Origin of the sequence: Aequorivita echinoideorum (assembly GCF_018476645.1) — a bacterium.
GTDB lineage: Bacteria > Bacteroidota > Bacteroidia > Flavobacteriales > Flavobacteriaceae > Aequorivita > Aequorivita echinoideorum.
The window spans coordinates 154,868-177,445 of the sequence record NZ_JAHCTB010000003.1 but is presented as its reverse complement, the minus strand read 5'-3'; the positions used below and the strand labels follow the sequence as shown (position 1 = coordinate 177,445).

Here is a 22,578-nt window from a genome sequence, read left to right as displayed (position 1 = left end):
TCTCAAATATGAATAAACCAATAGCCTATTTAATACTAATAATTGCCATTGTTGTTACGCTGCCAATATTTTTTATAACAATTCCACTTCTTATTATTTTATACAATGGTCTGGTTAAAAAAAGAAATCACGTGGCGTTTTCATTCAGTGGGGTAGATGTAGCACTCCAAAATAGAGGGGAATTAATTCCAAACTTGGTGGCAAGTGTTAAGGCGTATATGTTTCACGAAAAAAGTACGCTTCACGACATCACTGCGTTGCGAAACAAATTGCTGGAAGTAGATCCCCAATCAAGTAAAAGATTTGGAATGGAGAATGAGTTAACGGGTTTATTGAAAAATCTAATGGTTACCGTAGAAAGCTATCCCGACCTAAAAGCAAGTGAAAATATGTTGCATCTGCAACGCTCATTAAATGAAATGGAAGAAAAAATTAGCGCATCAAGACGCGCATACAACGCTGCTGTGATGAATCTTAACAATGCAATCGAGACGTTCCCATCCAATGTAATGGCCAGCGTATATAATTTTAAAATGAGTCCTTTCTTTAAAGCTGATGAATCAGCACGCGCCGTTCCCATTCTCAAGGAAGGTTTTAATAAATAATCAGTATGGTTATGGATGAGGACTTAAGGTCATTTTTAAAGGAGCGCGCTGTTCAGTTGGAAATACAGCGAACAAAGGCTCTTAAAATGTATTATTTCTACAGGATTGCAAAACCTTTGAGAACACTTTTAAAAGGTATTTTAATCCTTTTGTTTCCCGTAACCTTTATACTTCCTTTTTTACTTCCAATTACAATTTTCGTCGGTGTGTTATTTCTTGCCCTATTGGTTTTTAATAATCCTCAAGAGGTGTATGAATCCAATCTAAAAAATGACGTACTTCCCACAATCTTTAATAAGATACGGCCTAATTTCACATATTCGGCTAAAGGCTATAACAATCTGGCGCTCGAAGAGAGTGAAATTCTGGATAAAGGATTTTTTGCCAATACCATTGAAATTCAAGGAGAGGATTTTGTTCGTGGAACAATCGAAAATATTGATGTGGAATTTTGTGAGATTAAATTTTTAAAGGAGAAGACAAATTATGGAAAAACCGCTGGAGGATGCTTCCTTTCGATACTATTAATCCCAATAGAACTAGTTAGAAACCTTGTAAATCGAAATGCCCGGCCAAATGAGATTTTTTTCGGATTCATTCAGGATGTGGATGTCTATTTTTCCGGTTTCTTTATGTATGCAGATTTTCATAAGGAATTTGATGGAAGGGTATTAATGATGCCAAAGAAAAATGATAAATTTAAGGATAGGGTGAATGAGATTTTTCAGCAAAAATCTTTAATAAAAATGAGCATAGAGAATCCTTATATAGATAATAATTACAACATCTATACTACTAATCCACAGACCGGGTATTATGTCCTTTCCCAAAGTTTAATTGACAAAATTCATATTGTAATCGAGAAGGAAAAAGCATTGCCCATAATATCGTTTATCCAGGGAAAAATGTATTTTCTGATCCCTTGGGATAAGAATCTTTTCAAAGCTGATATCTTTACGAAAGTAGAGGACGAGAGGTATTTTTTACGTTATATTGATGAGATTGAATCATTCGAAAAGATTGTAAGGGGCTTAAACCTGGATGTAAGAATTTGGAGTAAGACATAAAATGGTGTGCGTTTGAAGAAATTAATAATTTTAATTCTGGTTTTACACTTTGGGGTATGTGATTCCCAAAGTATTGAGACGGATTTTTCCAAAGCAACCTTTATAATAAAAAGCAACATTTTTTTCATTAATGGAATAGAAAGCTCTTGGGAGTATGACGTAGCTTTTGTTGATTCAAACAAAACGTCACAGAATGATTTGGTAAAGCTGATTCGACAGAGACTAATAAATGCAAGTTCAAATGAAATATTAATGGAGCTGGATTTAACTAATTTCATTGATATTCAAGAATATGAAATAGCGACATTAAGAAATTGGAATGGTTTCCAAGAGGATTTTGATATTAATTTTGATGGTTTTACCGATCTTCAATTTAGAACTATGCAATCATCCAGTGGCAATCAGGAATATATAGTTTACCTTTTTCGACCCATAACCAAAAGCTTTGAGTTTGTAAAAGAACTTTCGGGAGGGTCATTGGAAGAGGGTATTTTACTGGATCCCAAAAATAAAATCGCAACGTATTCCAGCAAGGGAGGCGGAGGATTATACAGCTTTAAAAAAATCCATTTTGATAATGGTATAATAAAATATATAGAGAAATATTGGAATAGCGCCGCAGTCATTCTTTCTGATGAAGAAACATCTTTTATCTTTCATTATCAGAAAATAATAGATAACGTAATTAAAGAAAAGATAGAAATTCCAAAACGTATCAAGAATAAAGGACTGGAATCCATTTATTCCCCATTTTTTGAATGGGTGAGGACATTTAAAAAATAACAGCGGTAAAGTGTACAATAACAGTAATCATCAATGGAAATAAAGATGTTTAAAAGGTTTAATGGATTGCAATTTTATAATTGCATTTTATTCCTAATATTTTTCAATTTATTTACTGTAACCGCAAGGGCACAGCCGGGCGATTATCCGAATGTTTATAATACTACGGCAACGGATACCATTTTTTTGAAAAATCAAATAATAATTCAAAATGCAACGAAAGATACTCTGGAAATTGCCGACTTCAAGAGAGGGAAGAAAAATGGGGAGCAGATTCTTTTTTTCAATAATGGAAAAATAAGCAGAATTGCCAAATACAAAAATGATTTGTTGGATGGGGAAGTGATCTATTTTTCCCATGACAAGGATTATCCCATTCGAATTGAACTTTACAAAGCCTTTGCAAAAGGGCAAAAAGCCCTTTTACATGGTCCGTATAAAGTTTTTGCTCCAGAGGGTACCCTCTTGGAAAAAACCACTTATAAAAACGGACAAAAAAATGGAAAGTATGAATTGTACCACAACAACGGCCAATTAAAGGAAGAGGGAACTTTTGAAGATGGTCTAAATGTAGGGGTGCGAAAATCCTATAATGCCAATGGAATACTAATAAAAGATGAAAACTTCATAATTATTGAGAATCCCAAATATGTAGCTAAAAACAAGGATACTTTAAATGATAAAGTTGATAATAAAAATTCCAGCAACCTGCCCCTTAAAGTCTCTGTTCTGAATGGAAAAGTAAGATATTACCATTATAATGGATTTCTTGCTTCTGACCTCTTTTTTAAAAATGGAAAAAAGGAAGGGTTGGCCAAAGAATATTATCAGGATAAAAGCAATTCCCTAGAGTCGGCTGTAGTTTTTAAGGAGGGCTTGGAACATGGTGATTTCACTTATTTTAACTCAAGGGGATATCTAGAAAGAAAAGGAAGATTTTACCGTGAGATACAAGCGGGGGATACCCTACTAAAAAATGTATACGACGGAACCATTGAAATTTATCACGACAAAGGAAAAATATCAAGAATTGAAAATTGGAAAAATTTTCAAAGAAATGGGGTCCAGGAAAATTATTCCCATAGCACCGGGAATCTGTCGGAACGATATTATGAAATAGATAATCTGAAGACGGGAACTGTGGAGCGGTTTAAGGATGGCGTCAGAAATTATTTGGCACATTTTGAAATAGTAGAAAAAAAGGACCAGAGAATTTCCCAGCAGACAGGAACGGAAACCTATTGGGAAAATGGAAAGGAGCGAGCGATTGCTGAATGGAAAAATGGAGTGAAGGATGGTGTGGCCAAGACTTATTATAAAAACGGACAGGTGGAGAGTATAATCCATTTTAGGGAGGGCAAATTACATGGCCCATATAAAACATACTATGAAAATGGCAAGCTGAAGGAAGATTACACCAAGCAATATACGGAAGAGACAGACAAATCGGAGGATATAGGGTGGAATACTGCATTTGACCAAGCCGGACAGATAACAAAATATTTTTTTGCAACAGGAACAGACAAGATTCTAACGGCGCAATATTTTGAAAAGGACAAGAGGACAAATTTAATAGCGAGTGATATTTTCAAGATCAGTTTTTTTGATGGACAACAACTAAGCTCGGTGAATTGGCAAGAGAATGGAAGACCGTTTTTTGCATATGAATTTTTCAGTAATAAGAAATTGCGACAGATACATTTTACTGTAGATGGACAAGCTCCGTTATCGGCAAATTTCACTAGTGAAGGAGATTTAATTCAAGTAAATAGCAACACATCCAAAATAATTGATGAAGATGCTATAAACGAAATGGCAAAAAAAATAGCAGCACAGTATAATCCAAATTGGCAAAACGAAATTCTTGCAACCCAGTCTTATCCCAATGGTAAATACCAATGGAATTATGCAGATGGTGCCCCTTTCTTTAAGATAGAATTTAAGGATAGTTTACCGCACGGTGATTGGATAGCCTACAATCCAATATCTAAGGACACATTATTTTATGCTGAGTACAATAGAGGATTACCAGTAGGAAAATATATAAGGAACAAAATGGATGGCAGTCCAGAATTAAGAGTGGAGTATTTCCCGAATCAAAAGGTAAAGGAAAGTTATTATTATGGCGATAACGGTATAATTAGAAATATTTACAAAAATGATAGTACTGGCACCAGTACATTTTATGCGGAATATTACCCTGATGGAAAACTCAAGGAAAAACGTATCCCTGCACAAAACAGTTACATCAATTTTTCTCCACAAGGGGACACATTATCGTATCGTTTACTTTACACAAGATTGGATTCCATTAGAGTAAATCGACTTTTTTATGGGAATAATAAGTTGAGGAACGATAGATACAATAACTTAGATACAGGAATAGGAAGCGCAAAAACGTATTTCGAAAATGGACAACTTCAAACCTTTCACGAATTAAAAAACGACAAAGCCCATGGTATTTATCAAAAGTTTGATGAAAATGGCACTTTGTTAACATTGGGGCATTTCAAGGACGGTAAACGGGATGGGAAATGGATAAATTATGAGCCAAATGAGAAGGAAGAGATTTCATTTTTTGAGAATGGAGAAATTTTAATTGAAAAGAACACGAATGATGAGGATCTCTGTAAATGCTATGATACCTCTCTCTCCGGAAGTAAAATAGGGTTTGCAAATTCTCTAAAACAGTTGGCTGAATATCAAAATATAAAACCATTTATTCCCCAAAGCATTATTCCCATCAATGAATTGAATTATGAAAAGATTTTTTATATAAACTTTGGGAGTAATAACGATCAATCTGCTGGTTTTACTCATTTCAAACTATTGCTTTTTCAAGAATTTTCATTTCAGTATCCAAGTGCGGGTTTTTTAAAGTTCAATTTAAATCCCTGCAAAACTGAAGGTTATATTAGTAATATAGAAGCGAACGTAGCATATCGCTTTGACAAAAAACAAATATTGCATTCCGAATTCCGTCCCAGAAGGATTGCGGTAAGCTTGCAAAGAAATCCGTTGGTAAATGCAGCTGATGGAAGTGATTTTACTTCTTATTTCGATACCGAAGAATTGAACTTTGATGCAAACGGTATAAAGTCAATTCAATTTGCAGAAAATAGAAATGAATGCTATCCTTTGGGTATTATTAAAGATTTTATGACGGTTCAAATAGAAAAAGCACACCTGAGCATAAATCCACAAAACAATATTAATTCTTCTAACCTTCCGTTGCTGAAAAATGAGAAACAAAAGTTCTATGGACTCGAAATTAATAATGCAACGGTTCACTTTGAAATTGGTGCTACTAAAGTTAAAGCTGTATGCGACCACATGCTTGCTGGTGCAAATTATGTAGCAGCCCGCTTGTTTATTGAAGGAAGGCAAAAAGGTGCTGAGGGATTTATTATGGAAAACAATAATGCTTATTTGGAAATACAGCAACTTAAAAATATATTGGAGCAAAAAGGGTTTTACCGTGTGAAAGTGGTAGGTGAGGAGAATAAATTAATGGTGGAATTTTATGTGGAAAAGTAAAAAGTTCAAAAAAACGTTTATCGTATTGATTGTATGCCTCTTCCATTTTTCGATACAGGCACAGATTATCGATGTGTTCCAAAATAAGGAATATAAGGTGTCTTCTTTTGTAATAACTAAGGAGGCAAATAAAGATTATGTTCCCGGAACCTTTGAAATTTTACTGGAAAAAAATATTCAAGAAAATGAAAGTTGGAAAAAAATAGAAGCACAATTGGAAACAATTGCAATTGCTAAAATTGAGGATGAAGTAGCTTTTTTTGAGCTTCACTCCAAAGCGCTGAAATACCAAAAACAATTTGAAGATTGGAAAAGAGTACAAGAAGGCGATGATACTTCAGAAAATTACCCTCCATTTTTTAAGGATATTGAAATTAGATTAATAAGTGTTCTCAATAATATTGGCTTATACCGCATTCAATTCAAATTTGATGGCGGGAATGACATGGAAACTATATCGGTTGACAAATATTATTTATGTGACTATAGCAAGAATAAAATTTCCGAAATAGGAAAAACTCATACTCTTGGACAACAGAAAATCTTAGCAAAATTAACCTTGTCGAAATTTCTTCAATATTACCTTTTGCAAACCCAAAAGATAGCTATAGGAAATATGGAAAGCTTGGAAGTTTTAAAAAAGGATTTGAAAAATCAAGCCGAATTTGCAAAAAAATTGGATTATTCAGAAGCCCAAGTTTACCCTTATTTTACTGGTATAATGGTAGAATTTCCCAAGTTTAGTAAGTCGTCCGAAATTTTTAATAACGAGACATTTCGCTTACTGTTGAAAGGGGACGAGATGAAAGCGGTATTAGCTCTTTATCCAGAATTTAAATCATCCTTCCAAACTTTTTTGAGACCTCCATCTGCTAAGATTATGTCGGTTCTCAACAATGATAAAAAGTTTGATTTGGAGAGATTCCGTAGAGCACCTAAAGAAATGGAAATGATTGGAATTCTTAATCCGCCTGTAGCTACCGGAAATATTTCCAGCCTGAACATCAATAATTACCAATTATTTAATGATCAGAGAAAATTTTTAGGGTCCAAAAGAATGTTTTTGAATAAGGAGGGCAATGTTTACAGAATTGAGCACAGAAATGATAAGAAGGAAATTGTAGGTGAGGAAAAATACCGTTATGACCAAAAGAATCGTCTGTTGGAAATTATATCGTCCGAATATAGAAAGAACATCCAAATTTACCATTATGAAAAGGATAGGTTGGATATTAAAGAATTTATAGAGGTAGAAGAGCGAAGAGAAGACTTTTCTCAAGAAATAGTGGAACTTCATATTTGGCAGCAGCATTTTGCATATCACGATAATATGCGCTTCAGTTTACAATTTTCCTTGATTGGCGATATTAATCAAGAAGGAAGGTCGAACACCAGAAGTGTTGCAAACAATGAATTTTGCGAATATAATTATTGCTCGCTTGCCAATATGAATGGGCGAGTTTTGGGAATAAAGCATTTGAAAGGAGAGCCAATTGATGTATTGACAAATGAAAAGAACCAGCCCGTTGAGAGTTATTTCGAAAATGACCGATATCGCTATTCCTTTTCCTATGACGCTCAGGATAGAATTAAAACTTTTACCATGTTTTCAAGCCAAATACTTAAGAAAAGGATGGAATTTATTTACCATTTAGATATTTTAAAACCCTTGACTATTTTAGAAACGGATATTTCATATTCTGACTCGGTTGTAAAAGCATATGAGTACGAAATTCAATTCGTAGAAGAATAAAAATCCATACGCTCAAAGAGTTTTTATAATTTTTGAAATAAGAAAATAATTTCTTTAACTGCTTTTATAAAAGCTCAAACAATTTATTTTCAAAGAAAATCATACGCTTTTTGACACGCTAATTACATTAGAATAATTCGTCAATTTATTTTTAAGCGCCAGCATATCATCGCTAACTTTTCTGTCTAAAATTTTAGCATAATGTTGCGTTGTCTTAAGAGATTTATGCCCCAACATTTTACTTACTGATTCAATGGGAACACCATTAGAGAGAGTTACAGTTGTAGCAAAAGTATGACGCGCTAAATGGAAGGTTAAATTTTTGTTGATTTTGCACAAATCTGATATCTCTTTCAAGTAGGCATTCATTTTTTGATTGCTTAACACTGGCAATAGAAGTTGGTTTCTTTTATTTTCTGAATCATCGGCGTACTTTTCTAAAATGGCTTCAGCTGTGGGCAAAATTGGAATATTGCTTCGTGTGTCGGTTTTGGATCTATTAATTTTTATCCATTTTCCACCATCAATACCGATTACAACATTATTTGCAGAAAGCTTTTTTACATCCGAATAGGCTAAACCAGTAAAACAACAGAATATAAAAATGTCTTTAACTTGATCCAGTCTTTCAGTATGTAGTTGTTTTTCAACCATTGTCTGAATTTCCTCAACAGTTAAAAACTCCCTATCAACTATTTTGAGCCTCGCTTTCCAATTTGTAAATGGATCTTTAGAGATCCAATCGTTGGCGTATGCGATGCGGATTATTTTTTTAAAATTAGTAATGTATTTAATGGCCGTATTATGAGCGCAATTTCTCGCGGTTTTAAGATAATATTCGAAGCCTGTTATAAACTTGTGGTCAACATCTGTAACAGGAATGTCATTTACCTGATATTCTTTCTTAATATATTCTTTCACGTGTTTTTTGGCAGTTCTGTAGCGTTCTGCCGTACCAGCGGCAAAATCCTTACCAATTAGTTTCTCAACTTTATTATTATGCTCCTGAAAAATTTCTAACAGCATTTTATGAGTCTTATCCTTACCGAGATATCTATTTTTAATTCTTTTTGCTGTAATCAAATCTCCATTCTCAGTTAATTCCTCTTGAATTCTGTAGATTTTGTTCTGTATAACATTAATATACTTATTCAATTCTCGAGCTTCGGACGACGTACCTTTAATTTTTCCTGCAACTGAACTCCATTTTTCTAATAATACCTTTCGTTTAATGCTAAACTCACTTCGTTTCCCATTTACGGTAATTCGTGCATATATAGGGGCATTACCGTGCTTATCAGCATCATTACCCCGAGGATAAAATATTATGGAAAAGCTTGATTGCATAGGTGCGTACTTTTTATTTACAATAAATATACTGAAAATTCCCACAAAAATAAAATGTTTAACATCTGCAAAGTGTTGCTTACCAGTATTTCAAGCTTCATTCGGTGCGTAAAATAAGTAGTAAAAATACGCACCGAATGCCGTACCTTTTATTTGATGTTGGATGAAATTATTTAATATTGAAGAAAATTAAAAAACCCGATAACATATTGTTTATCGGGTTTTGGGGAGATTTGATAATCTCTCAGCGGAGAAAGAGGAACTAACCAGCACCTTTCCCATACATCACTCATCTTTCCAAAACCTCCCGAAACCCTTGTAAAACAAGGGTTTTCCTATTTTTAGTAATTAGTTTTTATTAAGCAAAATATATATAAATATAGCAATTGTGGGGATAATGTGGGGATAGTTTCTTATCTTTATACTGCTCACTTTTAATAATTTATACGCTATGGCCACCATCAATTACCTCGTAAAAGGTACTAAAGGATATTCCAATATTTTAGTACGATTCAAAAATGGAAGAAAATTTGACTACACCGCTTCCACAGATTTAAAGATTCTTCCAAGTCATTGGAGTAAGGCAAAGCAAAAAGTAAAGAACATTTCCGATGCAGCTTACAAGGATGACGTAAACAACCATTTATTCGAGCTCGAAAACTTCATTATAGCGGAATTCAACGCGGACAATTCCAAAGGAATTTATATTGATAGAGATTGGCTTATAACCAAAATTGCGAATCATTTCAATAGACCTGTTAATGATGATGCAATAGACCAGGTATTCTTCCTGCCCTATGTAAAACGCTTTATAGAGTTAGCACCATCTCGCATAATAAAAGGCAAAAACAAGCCAGTAAGTTCCGGCACAATTACTAAATATAATACCACCAAGAATAAGATACAGGAATATGAGGAAAAGTTTAAAACCAAACTGAAGTTCACCGATTTAAACCTGACCTTTTACGATAGGTTTGTAAACTTTTTAACCCAGGACCAGAAGATAAACCTGGGTACGGTTGGTAATTATATTGGAACCATTAAAACCATAGCAAGAGAAGCCAAACTTCAAGGGCTTCCTGTTCACGAACATATAAACCATCCAAAATTCTTTGCACCTAAAGTAAAGGCAGATAGTATCTATCTAAGAGACGAGCAAATAAATAAGATTTACAACCACGACTACAAAGGAGTAGAACGTTTAGAAAACGCCAGGGATCTATTTATTATTGGTTTACGAACCGGACTAAGAGTATCCGATTTTTTACGATTAAAAGCAACCAATATTAAAGAAGGATTCATCGAAATAGAAACCCAAAAAACAGGTCAGGACGTGGTTATACCAATGCATCCACAAGTAAAAGCAATTCTGAAAAAACACAAAGGGTTTCCAAGAAGTATATCCGACCAGAAATTCAATTTACATATAAAGGAAGTTTGTGAAGAAGCAGGGTTTACGCAGAAAATCGAAGGCAGTATGATAAACTCTGAAACCAAAAGAAAGGAGAAGGGTATTTTCCCAATGCATAAACTTGTCACCTCTCATATATGTCGCAGAAGCTTCGCTTCCAACTTATATGGCAAGCTGCCCAATATGGTAATAATGGCCATCACCGGCCATCAGACGGAAGCCCAATTTTTAAAGTATATAAAAATCACTCCCAAAGAGAACGCAAAAACACTTCAAGCCTATTGGTTAAAACAAAATGAAGATAACAATTTCGAAAAAGTTAATATGAAAGTAGCAAAGTAGGAGAAGGTTTAATAGATTTAACACTTATTTTAGAATCCTATGAGTGCAAATTATTATGGTTTTGAAAAGTTTTGTGAACTATTAGATGACAGTAATGTTTTAAAAAAACATTCCGTTATGGGTGTCGTGAAGATGCTGCAGCTCTGTATAACTGAAATTAAATCTCAAATACTCAAAGACATATTGGAGCTTGATAACACCAAAATTGACTATTACTTAGAATCGAAAATTCTTCAAATTGAGAAACAGGACTATCTTAAGGATTACGGTGTTGAAAAAATATCTCATTTTTTAAAAAGACTAAATGTTACCGTAGAGCAATTAAGAGAATTTGAATATGACCAAGAACTAAATAATATTATTGATAAAAATTTATCCCTAGATACATATCACGATAATTTTGATGAGGTTAGAGCAATTCAAGAAAGTTTCTTGTACTACTTCTTGGCTTACTACGCCAAAGAGTTGATTTATTTTTTAAAATCAAATAAAATCTCTTACACAGAAATTCCAATTACTAAAGAAGAAATGATGGACACTGAAAATATTAATGGTTTACTCGATGAGGTGTTTAAGAACATCATTGAAAGTAATAACGAGAGAATAGATTTAGATCGAGAATTAAATGTTTTTCATATAGAAGGAAGAAATTATAGCCCCGAGCTTGAGGAAGGTTTTGAAAATGATTTTCGTTTTGCTCAATGGATGGTGACTGTTGCAATTCAGAAGCTTCAAATTGCTTCCGTTCAAAACAACTATTTCTTTTTTGATTGTGCATTTAGCGTATATGAGAATCATTATGAGCAAAGACTACTTGAGTTCATAAAAGAGCATATCGATGCCAGTGAAGCCGATTTCATTAAGCAAGAGCTGCAGGATATTTACAATCCTAAGGAAATGCGAGTTCTAATGCATAATAAAGAAACGGTACATTATCATAGCTTCATTGAATCCGAGAACAAGCTAAATTTTTCTAAAAATAAAAAAATAGCATTCCTTACTGAAAAACTCAAAAAGGAAGGATGGATAATGAAATTTACTGAAGATACATTTCTAGAACATTATGATAGACTTATCCCGGGAGAAATGATTTTTGAGAAAATAGATGAGGTAGACGAAAATATTAATAGCTCCAAAAGAATAAAGTGGATAGGAAAGCCATCCCAGTTAGGGTTTATTATGTCAAATCTCGCCCAATTAGGATATATAGAAGCGCCATTAAGAAAAAACGGTGAAATTAATTACCTCCAATTTGCAAGATTGGTTATGCAAACCATAGAATGTGAGACAACGGAAAGTACATTATCCAAGTATTTGAATTTGGATTCTGAAAAAGGTCAAGAAACCTTAAGAAAATTTGAGTCAAAAAACTTCAGAATTCCACATAAAAAAGAAATTAGTTAATTCTATACAATATTTCTGAAAGAATATCTTTTCCTCATTTTTTCAAAAATGAACTTTATAATTTGATAAAAATTATCCAAGTGTGTCAAGATACCCAAAGGAATTTCAATAAAGCAAACTTCAATATACCTAACAAAAAAGAGGTAAGCTAGTACCGTTCGAGTACCTTCCGGTACGTTTGTCCAAACACTTCTATTCTACTTTTACCCCATCGAACCCTAAAAACGTATCACGATGGAACAAAGTAAAATCACCCAAGTATTCGGTATAACTCCTGCCGAATTAAAAGAAGACATTATCAATGACGTAAGAGCCGAATTAAAAATCATAGCTCAAAATTTCCAACCCATTAAACCTCCTGAATATCTCACCCGTCAGGAAGTAGCCAAAATCCTAAAGGTATCATTAGTAACCCTTACCGATTGGAATAAAAAAGGCATTCTCAAACCTTACCGATTAGGAAATCTTATCAGATATAAGTCCGAGGAAATAGACCAGGCACTTATCGCAATCAATAATGTAAAAAATAAGCGATAATGGAGCCACTGCAAGACACTTCCATTCAAGAATGGAATAAGCTGTACAATCGTTTCCAATCGCTTGTAAACAAGCTTGAAAACAGCATAACAAAAGACCCAGAACTTGTTTTACTCGACAATGCAGACTTATTACAACTGTTCAAAATAAGCCATAAGACAGCCCAGAATTGGAGAGACAATAAAGTAATTGCATTTTCTCAGATAGGTAATAAAATTTATTACCGGTTGAGCGATATCAAGAAGTTGTTAGATGCCAATTACAAACCCATAAACAAAAGATAATGTACCCACCACTAAATCACACGCGATGCCAAATATTTCAGTATTCAAAAAATTCACTCAAAAGGTTGAGGATAAACCTTTAGACCAAATTCTCAATGACATCAAAATAGGCACTTATAAAGCCGACATAGAAAAGATAAGAATCCTTTATAACGCTGATGATGAAAAGGGTGTAGACAACCTCAAAAAACAACTCCTGGGCTTTACCGCTTCCGGAACATTTATCAATGGTAGAGCGACAGATAAAATTGAGAAATACAGTCAAATCATTACGCTGGATATTGATGGTCTTTCAGAAAATCAACTTCAAAAAGTAATAAATCTAGCGCGCTTGGCGCCATATACGTACGCTTCATTTATCAGTCCAAGAGGCAAAGGAGTGAAGATATTGGTTAAGGTAAGCACCACTGCGGCCCATCATAAAGAAGCTTATAATCAGGTGGTCGAGTATTATGAACAGGCCCTAAATTTAACTATAGATACTTCCGGCAGTGATATATGTCGCTTATGTTTTGTGTCCTATGATGAAGAATGCTTTATCAATCCAAATGCTGACATTTTTCAGGTAAACATTGAAAAAGATGCTGCTGAAAATAAAGTGTCTACCGCCCAGAAAAATTCTTTATCGACCTTTGAAATATTAGAGCGCTGTTTGGCTTTCACAGAGCAGAAGATGCAGTATTTTGAAGGAAATAGAAATAACTTCATCTTCCTCTTTGCTTCAAATGCCAATAGGTTTGGAGTCCAGGAATCTGACACATTGGAGTTCTGTATCAATAATTTCGATTTAAATGAAAAGGAAATAAAAAGTGCCGTTCACAGTTCCTACAAAAATAATTCTCAGGACTTTGCAAAGTTTGCAAAGTTTGCAACCGGACCAACTAAAGAATCTCCCAATACAGAAAAAAAGCAAAGTTTAGACAGCTTATCATTATTGGCTGGTACGCCAACAATTCCAGATGAGGTTTACAATAATTTACCTGAACTATTCAAAAAAGGAACTGAAGTTTTAAAAGATAGCCGGGAACGAGACGTTTTTTTTACCAGTGCCTTATCCATAATTTCTGGATGCTTACCCAATGTAACAGGATTATATGGTGGCAAAGTGGTATATCCAAATCTCTTCTCTTTTTTATTAGCGCCTCCAGCTTCAGGAAAAGGGGCCCTAACATTTGCAAAAATGTTAGCTGACAAATATCACCAGGCTGTTATGTCCGATTCAAAAGAAGCTGCAAAACAATATAGCCAGGAAATGGAAGTGCATAAGCACGAGAAGAAGTATCTTAAAAAGGGAGAGCAACCGCCGGAAGCACCCGAAGAACCGCCCTTTAAAGTGGTTTTTATTCCTGCCAACACAAGTAATGCAAAAATCATCAAGCACATACAGGACAATGACGGTTTTGGCATTATTTGCGAAACAGAAGCCGACACCTTAGGACAAACCTTTAAAAATGATTGGGGCTCCTATTCCGATTTATTGCGTAAAGCATACCACCACGAAAAAATATCAATCTCAAGAAAAACCAATAATGAATATTTCGAGATTGACAACCCAAGGTTGTCGGTAGTTTTGTCCGGCACTCCAAATCAAATTTTAAACATTGTGCAGTCCGCGGAAGATGGTTTGTTCAGTAGGTTTATGTTTTATGTATTTGCATCAAATCCGGTATGGTTAGACCCATCCCCAAAATCCAATCCAATAAATCTAACGCAACACTTTAATGGACTTTCAGATGAGGTATTTAGAATGGTACGATTTTTAAATAATACCAATACAACTATTCACCTGTCAGACGAGCAATGGGAAAAATTCAACCCTATTTTTGATGAATATTTATTCAGAATTCACAATCTGGTAAGCGAAGACGCCACAAGTGTCGTCAAGCGCTTAGGCCTAATAGTCTATCGTTTCTGTATGATATTTACAGCAATGCGTAAATTTGAATATCAAATGCACGACGTGGATTTAGAGTGTACAGACGAAGATTTTAATAACGCCCTCATACTGGCAGAAATCTATCTTGAACATAGCTTGCTTATTTATAAAAATTTACCATCTCAGGGCACGAGCATACAATTCAAACCAACTTCCGCCAAGATGAACTTTTACAAACAATTACCTCAAGAATTTGAGAGAAAACACGCTATTAAAATTGGCGCCAAACTCACTATCAAGGAACGTACTATTGACTATCATCTTGCAAAGCTTGAAAGTGCTGGTTATCTTTCAAAACCCAAAGCAGGGTATTATATCAAAGTGAAATAATTGCAAGCTTTGCAAAGTTTGCAAATTAATGCGTTTACGCCAGACGGAATAAAAATATATAAGTCGAAGACAATGGACTAATTTCGGCAAATCTTAATATAAAGTGAATTTATATTTATATTTTTAACATTTTTAAATTTTCAGCCAAAAGCAATGACCAAAGAACAACAAATCGAAAACCAGCTAATCGATAGGTTAAAAGACTTAAAATATATTTATCGCTCTGATATTAGAACAAAAGATGCTCTTGAACAAAACTTCAGAGAAAAGTTTGAAAAGTTAAATAGAGTAAATTTAACAGATTCCGAATTTAAAAAACTTAGAGAAGAAATAGTAAACCCTGATGTTTTCAAGGCTTCAAACTATTTAAGAAATACCAACACATTTTCAAGGGAAGATGGTACACCATTACACTATACGCTTGTAAATATTAAAGATTGGTGCAAAAATGACTTTGAAGTTATTAATCAACTCAGAATAAACACAGATAACAGTAACCACCGTTACGATGTTATTTTATTAATCAATGGTGTTCCTGTTGTTCAAATAGAATTAAAAACCTTGCAGATTAGTCCTAATCGTGCAATGCAACAAATAGTTGAATACAAAACAGATCCTGGCAATGGTTACACCAATTCATTAATGTGTTTTATGCAATTGTTTATTGTGAGCAACAAAACAAGAACGTTTTATTTTGCTAATAATAACAATCAACATTTTGCTTTTAATGCAGATGAACAATTTTTACCTGTTTATGAATTAGCGAGTGAAGACAATAAAAAAATAAGTCATTTAGACGATTTTACAGATAAGTTTTTATCAAAGTGTACCCTTGGTCAAATGATAAGCCGTTATATGGTATTAGTTGCTAGTGAACAAAAAATGCTAGTAATGCGACCTTATCAAATCTATGCGGTTAAAGCAATTGTAGATTGTATAGACCAAAATAGAGGAAATGGCTATATATGGCATACTACAGGTAGTGGTAAAACATTAACATCCTTTAAAGCATCTACACTTTTAAAAGAAAACCCAAATATCGAAAAATGTTTATTTGTAGTTGATAGAAAAGATTTAGATAGACAAACACGCGAAGAATTTAATAAGTTCCAAGAAGGCAGTGTTGAAGAAAATACGAATACCGAAACTTTGGTACGTCGTATGTTATCAACCGATTATGCCGATAAAGTAATTGTAACTACTATTCAGAAATTAGGTTTAGCACTCAATCAAAATAGTAAGCGTAACGTACAGCAAAGAGAAGAAAAAAAAGAAACCTATTACGATAGATTAGCACCGTTAAGGGATAAAAGAGTAGTCTTTATATTTGATGAGTGTCACCGCTCACAATTTGGCGACAATCACGATGCAATAAAAGAGTTCTTTCCAAAAGCACAATTATTTGGCTTTACAGGAACACCAATTTTTGAAGATAACGCTACTTATAAAACTATTGAAGGTAACGAAGCATCTTATAAAACAACTACAGATGTGTTTCAGCAAGAGTTACATTCTTACACCATCACGCACGCTATAGAAGATAAAAATGTATTACGTTTTCATATCGATTATTTTAAACCTGATGGCGTTGTAAATATTGGTAGCGATATACATAAATTAGCAGTAGCTAACGCAGTAATCAATAAACACGATAAGGCTACAAACGATAGAAGATTCAATAGTGTTTTAGCTACAGCTTCAATTAACGATGCAATTCAATATTATACTATTTTTAAAGAATTACAGGCTCAATTAATTGCAGAAAATGAAGACTATAAACCTTTAAACATTGCTTGTGTATTCTCACCACCTGCCGAGGGCAATAAAGATATTAAACAGTTACAAGAAGATTTAGAGCAAGAAAAGAAAGATAATGAGGTAGAACCTAATAAAAAGAAAGAAGCCTTAACTGAAATCATTACAGATTATAACAAACAATACGGTACAAATCATACCATAACAGAGTTCGATTTATATTATCAAGATGTGCAACAGCGCATCAAAGACCAAAAGTACTCTAACAAAGACTACCCGCATCAGAACAAAATTGATGTTATGATAGTGGTAGATATGCTCTTAACAGGTTTCGATTCTAAATACCTAAATACCTTGTATGTAGATAAAAATTTAAAATATCACGGTTTAATACAAGCCTTTTCACGAACCAATCGTGTAATCAATGATACCAAACCTTATGGTAATATTTTAGACTTTAGGCATCAAGAAGAAGCTGTAGATAAGGCAATGATATTATTCTCTGGAGAAAAAGTAGACAACCCTAAAGAAATCTGGTTAGTTGATGCAGCACCAAAAGTTATTGAAAAATACGAAAAGGCAGTACAGAACTTAAACGAGTTTATGCAATCAAAAGGTTTAGACTGTACACCTTCAGAAGTTAGTAATTTACGTGGTGATGAAGCACGTGCAGAGTTTATCAACACCTTTAAAGAAGTACAACGCTTAAAAACACAATTAGACCAATATACAGACCTTGAAGAACAACAAACAGAAGCTATAGAAGCATTATTGCCTATTGATGATTTACGTTCCTTTAAATCGGTGTATCTAGATACGGCTAAACGTTTAAAAGCACAACAAGACAAAGGCGGTGACAATATACCACCAGAAGTTGAACAATTAGATTTTGAGTTCGTACTATTTTCTTCTGCGGTCATTGACTACGATTATATCATTGGTTTAATTGCTAAATACACGCAAGACAAACCATCTAAACAAAAAATGACACGTCATCAGTTAATTAATCTATTAAGCTCTAGTGCCAACTTAATAGAAGAACGTGACGACATTATAGAATACATTAACACGTTAGAAGTAGGGAACGGTTTAACCGAAAAAGACATAAGACAAGGGTATCAAAAATTCAAAGACGAAAAAGCAGAAAAAGAACTACGTACCATTGCTGAAAAGCACGGTATTACAACCGATAGCCTAAAAGCCTTTATTGCCGAAATTATGAACCGTATGCTCTTTGATGGCGAAAAGTTAACCGACTTATTAGCACCATTAGAATTAGGGTGGAAAGACCGAAGAATTAAAGAATTAGCACTGATGGAAGACTTAGTGCCATTATTAAACAAATTAGCCCAAGGGCGAGACATAGCAGGATTGAACGCTTATGAATAAAGAACAACAAATATTACCAGAGCTTCGTTTTCCCGAGTTTGTGAATGATGGCTTTTGGGTTTATAAAAAACTAGGAGATTATGAGGAATTATCTAGTGGTGATGGAGACTGGATTCTATCTAAAAATATAAATACAGATGGTGAATACCAAATAGTACAACTTTCTAGCATTGGTTTTGGAAATTTCAAAGAAAAAGAGTTAAAAACTATTTCAAAGGAAACATTTAATGAGTTGAAAGGTACACCAATTTTAAAGGGTGATTTACTAATTAATAGAATGGTTGATTCTGATAAAATCAACAATTGTATTTTTCCGCATAAAGGCGATTATGTAACTAGTGTTGATGTTTGCTGGATTAGAGAAAATTCTCTTATAAATAATTATTTTTTAATGAATTTACTTTGTACAAATGAAAGTCAAATTAAACTATTGAGTTTATCAAGTGGTGCAGGTAGAGTTCGTATAAGTAAGAGAAATTTATTTGAAAGATTTGTTTTTGCAATTCCTACTAACCCAAAAGAACAACAAAAAATAGCCAATTGTTTATCTTCTTTAGATGATGTTATTAATACAGAAACCGAAAAATTAGAGCTATTACAAGATCATAAAAAAGGTTTATTACAACAATTATTCCCACAAGAAGGAGAAACACAGCCTAAATATCGCTTTCCAGAGTATAGAAATGATGGTGATTGGAAAGAAACCACTTTAGATGCGGTTGCCGACTATGAAAATGGGAAAGCTCACGAAAAAGAGATTTCTAAAACAGGAAAATATAAAGTAGTCAACTCTAAATTCATTTCAACTGAAGGAGAAGTTGTGAAATTTAGTGATTCTGTAAACTTAGAAACCAAAATAGGGGATATTTTAATGGTACTAAGCGATATACCAAATGGTAAAGCATTGTCGAAATGTTTTTACGTGGATAAAAACGATACGTATACAGTAAATCAGCGAATATGTAAAATAACATCAACCAATATCAATAGTGTTTTTCTATTCTATCAACTTAATAGAAATAAATACTTTTTACGCTTTGATGATGGTAATAAGCAGACAAACTTAAGAAAAGATGATGTGTTGAATTGTCCAATTTTAAAGCCTACAAACCCAAAAGAACAAGATAAAATTGCAAATACGCTTACTTCCGCAAGTAAATTAATAGAAGAACAACAAGAAAAAATAAGAAGACTACAGGCTCATAAAAAAGGCTTGTTGCAACAATTATTTCCTAACCTAAATGATGTTGCAGTATGAGTAAAAAGTTTGAAAAAAACATAAGTGATATTGCAAATCAGTTAGTTGGTCTAGAAAAAAATATAAACCTTATTTACGCATTTAATGGCACTGGTAAAACAAGGCTATCTGTTGCGTATAAAGATGTTACTAAAACTAATAATGGTGGTAGTCATTCTGGTGTGTATTATAATGCCTATAGTGAAGATTTATTTAATTGGGATAATGATGAAGAAAATAATGGTGCAGATATAAAACTCAAACTTGCCAAAAGCAGTTTAAATCAATTCCACCCTTTACTAGATGAAATTAACCTACAAGATAAGTTAGCATCATATCAGCCTAAATTTGATTATAGGTTTGAGTACTTTGATGAATTAAATGATGGTATCAAGTACATTAGGTTTTATAATAAAAAAGAAGATGAAGAACCTTTAGAAGAACCTGAGGGTGTAGAGCAAAAAAAGGAAGAGAAGAAAGAGGAAGAGGAAAGACCAATTAAAATTTCAAGAGGAGAAGAGCAAATATTCGTTTGGTGTTTCTTTTTGGCTCTGTTTGAAGTTGATGGATGGACTGGAGAAGACAATCAATCGACACATTTTTTTATTGACGATCCTGTTTCAAGTCTAGACGACCATAACATTTTTGTTACAATATCTTCTCTTGTGGATTTAATAGATAAGCATTTCAAAAAGAGAAAAATAATAATAACAACCCATCATATCGGTTTCTTTTCTGTGTTGGCGGATTGGTTAACGAGAGGAGAAAAAGCATCACGTTATCAGGAGCAAGTAGATATTTACAAGTTAAAAAACAATAACGGTACAATTCAATTAGTCGGCCCAAGAAAGGAAGTCTTTTTATATCATTTAGAATTATTAAGGGTAATAAAAGAAGCTAAAGATAAAGACGAAATATATGTGTATCACTTTGCTTTGTTAAGACAAATATTGGAAAATATTAGTTCTTTTCTAGGTGTTAGGAATTTTTCTCACGTTTTAAAGGAAATAGGGTTTTCAGATGCAGAAAAGCAAGCTCAAATAGTCAATATTATGGCTCATAAATCAGTGTTTAGATATGAACTCAGAGAGCCAGTACCAGATAATAAAAAGCTGATAATAGAAATATTTGAAGCAATACAGAAAAAATATAAATTCGTTTTACACGCATAAAATGACAGCAAAACAAAAACAGGACAAATTAGGTCAAACACTTTGGGATATAGCAGATAGTTTAAGAGGAGCAATGAATGCGGATGATTTTCGTGATTATATGTTGTCATTTCTCTTTTTACGGTATTTATCAGACAACTACGAAACATCAGTTAAAAAAGAATTAGGGTCTGATTATCCAAAATTAGATGAAGAAGATAGTCGTACACCGTTATCGGTTTGGTATCAAGACAATCCAGAGTTTATTGCAGACTTTGAAAAGCAAATGCGTAGAAAAGTACACTACGTTATTGAGCCAGCATATTTGTGGAATAGCATTGCAGAATTAGCAAGAACACAGAATAGCGAACTGTTATTGACCTTACAAAAAGGGTTTAAATACATAGAAAACGAATCGTTTGATAATTCCTTTAAAGGTCTATTCTCAGAAATCAATTTAGATTCAGAAAAGTTGGGTAAAAATTATGAAGCTAGAAACAAAAAGCTTTGTACTATCATCCAAAAAATCGCAGAAGGTATTGAAGGTTTCGATACAGATACTGATAGTTTAGGTAATGCTTACGAGTACTTAATTGGTCAGTTTGCAGCAGGTTCAGGTAAAAAGGCAGGAGAATTTTATACCCCACAAGAATTATCTACCGTACTTTCTGAAATAGTAAGTTTAGACAGTCAAAACCCAAAAGCAGGTAAAAAGAAAAAAATCAATAAGGTATTAGATTTTGCTTGTGGTTCTGGGTCATTGCTATTAAACGTAAAGAATAAAATAGAAAAACAAGAAGGTGGTGGTACAATAAGTAGAATATATGGTCAAGAAAAGAATATAACCACTTACAACTTAGCACGTATGAATATGTTGTTGCACGGTGTTAAGGATTCTGAGTTTGAAATATTTCACGGTGATACCTTAAAAAATGATTGGGATATTTTAAATGAAATGAACCCTGCTAAAAAAGTAGAGTTTGATGCTATTGTAGCAAATCCACCATTTAGTTTACGTTGGAATCCAAGTGAAACCACAGCGGAAGATTTTAGATTTAAAAACTATGGTTTAGCACCTAAATCGGCAGCAGATTTTGCATTTTTATTACACGGTTTTCACTTTTTAAGCGATGAAGGTACGATGGCTATTATATTACCACACGGTGTATTATTTAGAGGTGGTGCAGAACAACGTATTCGTACAAAGTTATTGAAAGATGGTAATATCGACACAGTAATTGGTTTGCCTTCAAATTTGTTCTTTTCAACAGGTATTCCTGTATGTATTTTAGTGTTGAAGAAATGTAAAAAAGAAGATGATGTGTTGTTTATTAATGCAAGTGGCGATGAGAATTTTGCAAAAGAAAAACGTCAAAACTTTTTACGCAAAAAAGATATAAAGAGAATTGTTGATACGTACCAAAACAGACCAGAAATAGAAGAAAGATATGCTCGTAGCGTATCAATGGAAGAAATTGAGAAAAACGATTTTAATCTTAATATTTCAAGATACGTTAGTACAGCAAAACCAGAACCAATTATCAACTTAAAAGAGGTTAATACTAAAATAGTAGATGTTGAAAAAAGAATAAAAGCAAGTAGAGAAGAACATAACTCTTATTTAAAAGAATTAGGTTTGGATGGTATTTAAAGGCGTGTAAATTAATGATTATAAACTAATAAGCATTTTTAAACACTTTATTTACTTTA

15 protein-coding genes are annotated in these 22,578 nt (G+C 33.4%); 14 read left to right on the top strand and 1 reads right to left on the bottom strand.

All coding sequences use genetic code 11. The annotated features are described in order from the left end of the window. The first annotated feature begins 8 nt into the window (after positions 1 to 8). From KIV10_RS07615 to KIV10_RS07595, 5 genes are read left to right on the top strand one after another with little or no spacing between them, the layout of a single operon-like run. The gene (locus tag KIV10_RS07615; RefSeq protein WP_214112919.1) at positions 9 to 605 is read left to right on the top strand and encodes a LemA family protein; all 597 of its coding nucleotides are present in this window, start codon (positions 9 to 11) and stop codon (positions 603 to 605) included. Positions 606 to 616: 11 nt separating this feature from the next. Next, a complete protein-coding gene (locus KIV10_RS07610) occupies positions 617 to 1,672 on the top strand; it encodes a DUF3137 domain-containing protein (RefSeq protein ID WP_214112918.1) in 1,056 nt (351 codons plus the stop codon). A 12-nt stretch (positions 1,673 to 1,684) separates the two neighbouring features. Continuing rightward, positions 1,685 to 2,455 carry an XAC2610-related protein gene (locus KIV10_RS07605; RefSeq protein WP_214112917.1) on the top strand — a complete coding sequence of 257 codons (771 nt, stop codon included), beginning with the start codon at positions 1,685 to 1,687 and terminating at the stop codon, positions 2,453 to 2,455. Positions 2,456 to 2,500: 45 nt separating this feature from the next. Next, positions 2,501 to 5,992 carry a toxin-antitoxin system YwqK family antitoxin gene (locus tag KIV10_RS07600; RefSeq protein ID WP_214112916.1) on the top strand — a complete coding sequence of 1,164 codons (3,492 nt, stop codon included), beginning with the start codon at positions 2,501 to 2,503 and terminating at the stop codon, positions 5,990 to 5,992. Continuing rightward, positions 5,979 to 7,745 carry a hypothetical protein gene (locus tag KIV10_RS07595; protein ID WP_214112915.1) on the top strand — a complete coding sequence of 589 codons (1,767 nt, stop codon included), beginning with the start codon at positions 5,979 to 5,981 and terminating at the stop codon, positions 7,743 to 7,745. The genes KIV10_RS07600 and KIV10_RS07595 overlap by 14 nt, the downstream gene beginning before the upstream one ends. 99 nt (positions 7,746 to 7,844) lie before the next feature. Here KIV10_RS07595 and KIV10_RS07590 read toward each other — a convergent pair whose 3' ends face one another. Then, positions 7,845 to 9,092 (bottom strand): site-specific integrase, encoded by a 1,248-nt coding sequence (locus KIV10_RS07590; protein WP_214112914.1) that lies wholly within the window; start codon positions 9,090 to 9,092, stop codon positions 7,845 to 7,847. 451 nt (positions 9,093 to 9,543) lie between these two features. On the opposite strand from KIV10_RS07590, the gene KIV10_RS07585 reads away from it, so the two are divergent. The 9 genes from KIV10_RS07585 to KIV10_RS07545 all read left to right on the top strand — a co-directional run bounded on the left by KIV10_RS07585 (position 9,544) and on the right by KIV10_RS07545 (position 22,519). Beyond that, positions 9,544 to 10,845 carry a tyrosine-type recombinase/integrase gene (locus KIV10_RS07585; RefSeq protein WP_214112913.1) on the top strand — a complete coding sequence of 434 codons (1,302 nt, stop codon included), beginning with the start codon at positions 9,544 to 9,546 and terminating at the stop codon, positions 10,843 to 10,845. 39 nt (positions 10,846 to 10,884) lie between these two features. Continuing rightward, entirely contained in the window at positions 10,885 to 12,249 is a 1,365-nt protein-coding gene (locus tag KIV10_RS07580) for a hypothetical protein (RefSeq protein ID WP_214112912.1), read from the top strand. A gap of 234 nt (positions 12,250 to 12,483) precedes the next feature. Further along, entirely contained in the window at positions 12,484 to 12,786 is a 303-nt protein-coding gene (locus KIV10_RS07575) for a helix-turn-helix domain-containing protein (RefSeq protein WP_214112911.1), read from the top strand. Next, positions 12,786 to 13,070: a helix-turn-helix domain-containing protein gene (locus KIV10_RS07570; protein ID WP_214112910.1), complete on the top strand. Its 285-nt coding sequence runs from the start codon at positions 12,786 to 12,788 to the stop codon at positions 13,068 to 13,070. The genes KIV10_RS07575 and KIV10_RS07570 overlap by 1 nt, the downstream gene beginning before the upstream one ends. A gap of 25 nt (positions 13,071 to 13,095) precedes the next feature. Next, positions 13,096 to 15,336 carry a DUF3987 domain-containing protein gene (locus tag KIV10_RS07565; protein WP_214112909.1) on the top strand — a complete coding sequence of 747 codons (2,241 nt, stop codon included), beginning with the start codon at positions 13,096 to 13,098 and terminating at the stop codon, positions 15,334 to 15,336. Between the two features lie 153 nt (positions 15,337 to 15,489). After that, on the top strand, positions 15,490 to 18,480 hold the full coding sequence (locus KIV10_RS07560) for a type I restriction endonuclease subunit R (RefSeq protein WP_214112908.1): 2,991 nt from the start codon (positions 15,490 to 15,492) through the stop codon (positions 18,478 to 18,480). Continuing rightward, entirely contained in the window at positions 18,473 to 19,738 is a 1,266-nt protein-coding gene (locus KIV10_RS07555; protein WP_214112907.1) for a restriction endonuclease subunit S, read from the top strand. The genes KIV10_RS07560 and KIV10_RS07555 overlap by 8 nt, the downstream gene beginning before the upstream one ends. Beyond that, the gene (locus KIV10_RS07550; RefSeq protein ID WP_214112906.1) at positions 19,735 to 20,889 is read left to right on the top strand and encodes an AAA family ATPase; all 1,155 of its coding nucleotides are present in this window, start codon (positions 19,735 to 19,737) and stop codon (positions 20,887 to 20,889) included. The genes KIV10_RS07555 and KIV10_RS07550 overlap by 4 nt, the downstream gene beginning before the upstream one ends. 1 nt (position 20,890) lies before the next feature. Next, positions 20,891 to 22,519, top strand: coding sequence for a type I restriction-modification system subunit M (locus KIV10_RS07545; RefSeq protein WP_214112905.1), 1,629 nt, complete (start codon positions 20,891 to 20,893; stop codon positions 22,517 to 22,519). Positions 22,520 to 22,578 lie beyond the last annotated feature (59 nt).

What these genes read in the sequence shown, in the direction of transcription:
- KIV10_RS07560 (WP_214112908.1), top strand. Translation starts at nt 15,490, where the DNA reads ATGACCAAAGAACAACAAATCGAAAACCAGCTAATCGATAGGTTAAAA.
- KIV10_RS07585 (WP_214112913.1), top strand. Translation starts at nt 9,544, where the DNA reads ATGGCCACCATCAATTACCTCGTAAAAGGTACTAAAGGATATTCCAAT.
- KIV10_RS07600 (WP_214112916.1), top strand. Translation starts at nt 2,501, where the DNA reads ATGTTTAAAAGGTTTAATGGATTGCAATTTTATAATTGCATTTTATTC.
- KIV10_RS07580 (WP_214112912.1), top strand. Translation starts at nt 10,885, where the DNA reads ATGAGTGCAAATTATTATGGTTTTGAAAAGTTTTGTGAACTATTAGAT.
- KIV10_RS07545 (WP_214112905.1), top strand. Translation starts at nt 20,891, where the DNA reads ATGACAGCAAAACAAAAACAGGACAAATTAGGTCAAACACTTTGGGAT.
- KIV10_RS07595 (WP_214112915.1), top strand. Translation starts at nt 5,979, where the DNA reads ATGTGGAAAAGTAAAAAGTTCAAAAAAACGTTTATCGTATTGATTGTA.
- KIV10_RS07575 (WP_214112911.1), top strand. Translation starts at nt 12,484, where the DNA reads ATGGAACAAAGTAAAATCACCCAAGTATTCGGTATAACTCCTGCCGAA.
- KIV10_RS07610 (WP_214112918.1), top strand. Translation starts at nt 617, where the DNA reads ATGGATGAGGACTTAAGGTCATTTTTAAAGGAGCGCGCTGTTCAGTTG.
- KIV10_RS07615 (WP_214112919.1), top strand. Translation starts at nt 9, where the DNA reads ATGAATAAACCAATAGCCTATTTAATACTAATAATTGCCATTGTTGTT.
- KIV10_RS07590 (WP_214112914.1), bottom strand. Translation starts at nt 9,092, where the DNA reads ATGCAATCAAGCTTTTCCATAATATTTTATCCTCGGGGTAATGATGCT.
- KIV10_RS07570 (WP_214112910.1), top strand. Translation starts at nt 12,786, where the DNA reads ATGGAGCCACTGCAAGACACTTCCATTCAAGAATGGAATAAGCTGTAC.
- KIV10_RS07555 (WP_214112907.1), top strand. Translation starts at nt 18,473, where the DNA reads ATGAATAAAGAACAACAAATATTACCAGAGCTTCGTTTTCCCGAGTTT.
- KIV10_RS07550 (WP_214112906.1), top strand. Translation starts at nt 19,735, where the DNA reads ATGAGTAAAAAGTTTGAAAAAAACATAAGTGATATTGCAAATCAGTTA.
- KIV10_RS07565 (WP_214112909.1), top strand. Translation starts at nt 13,096, where the DNA reads ATGCCAAATATTTCAGTATTCAAAAAATTCACTCAAAAGGTTGAGGAT.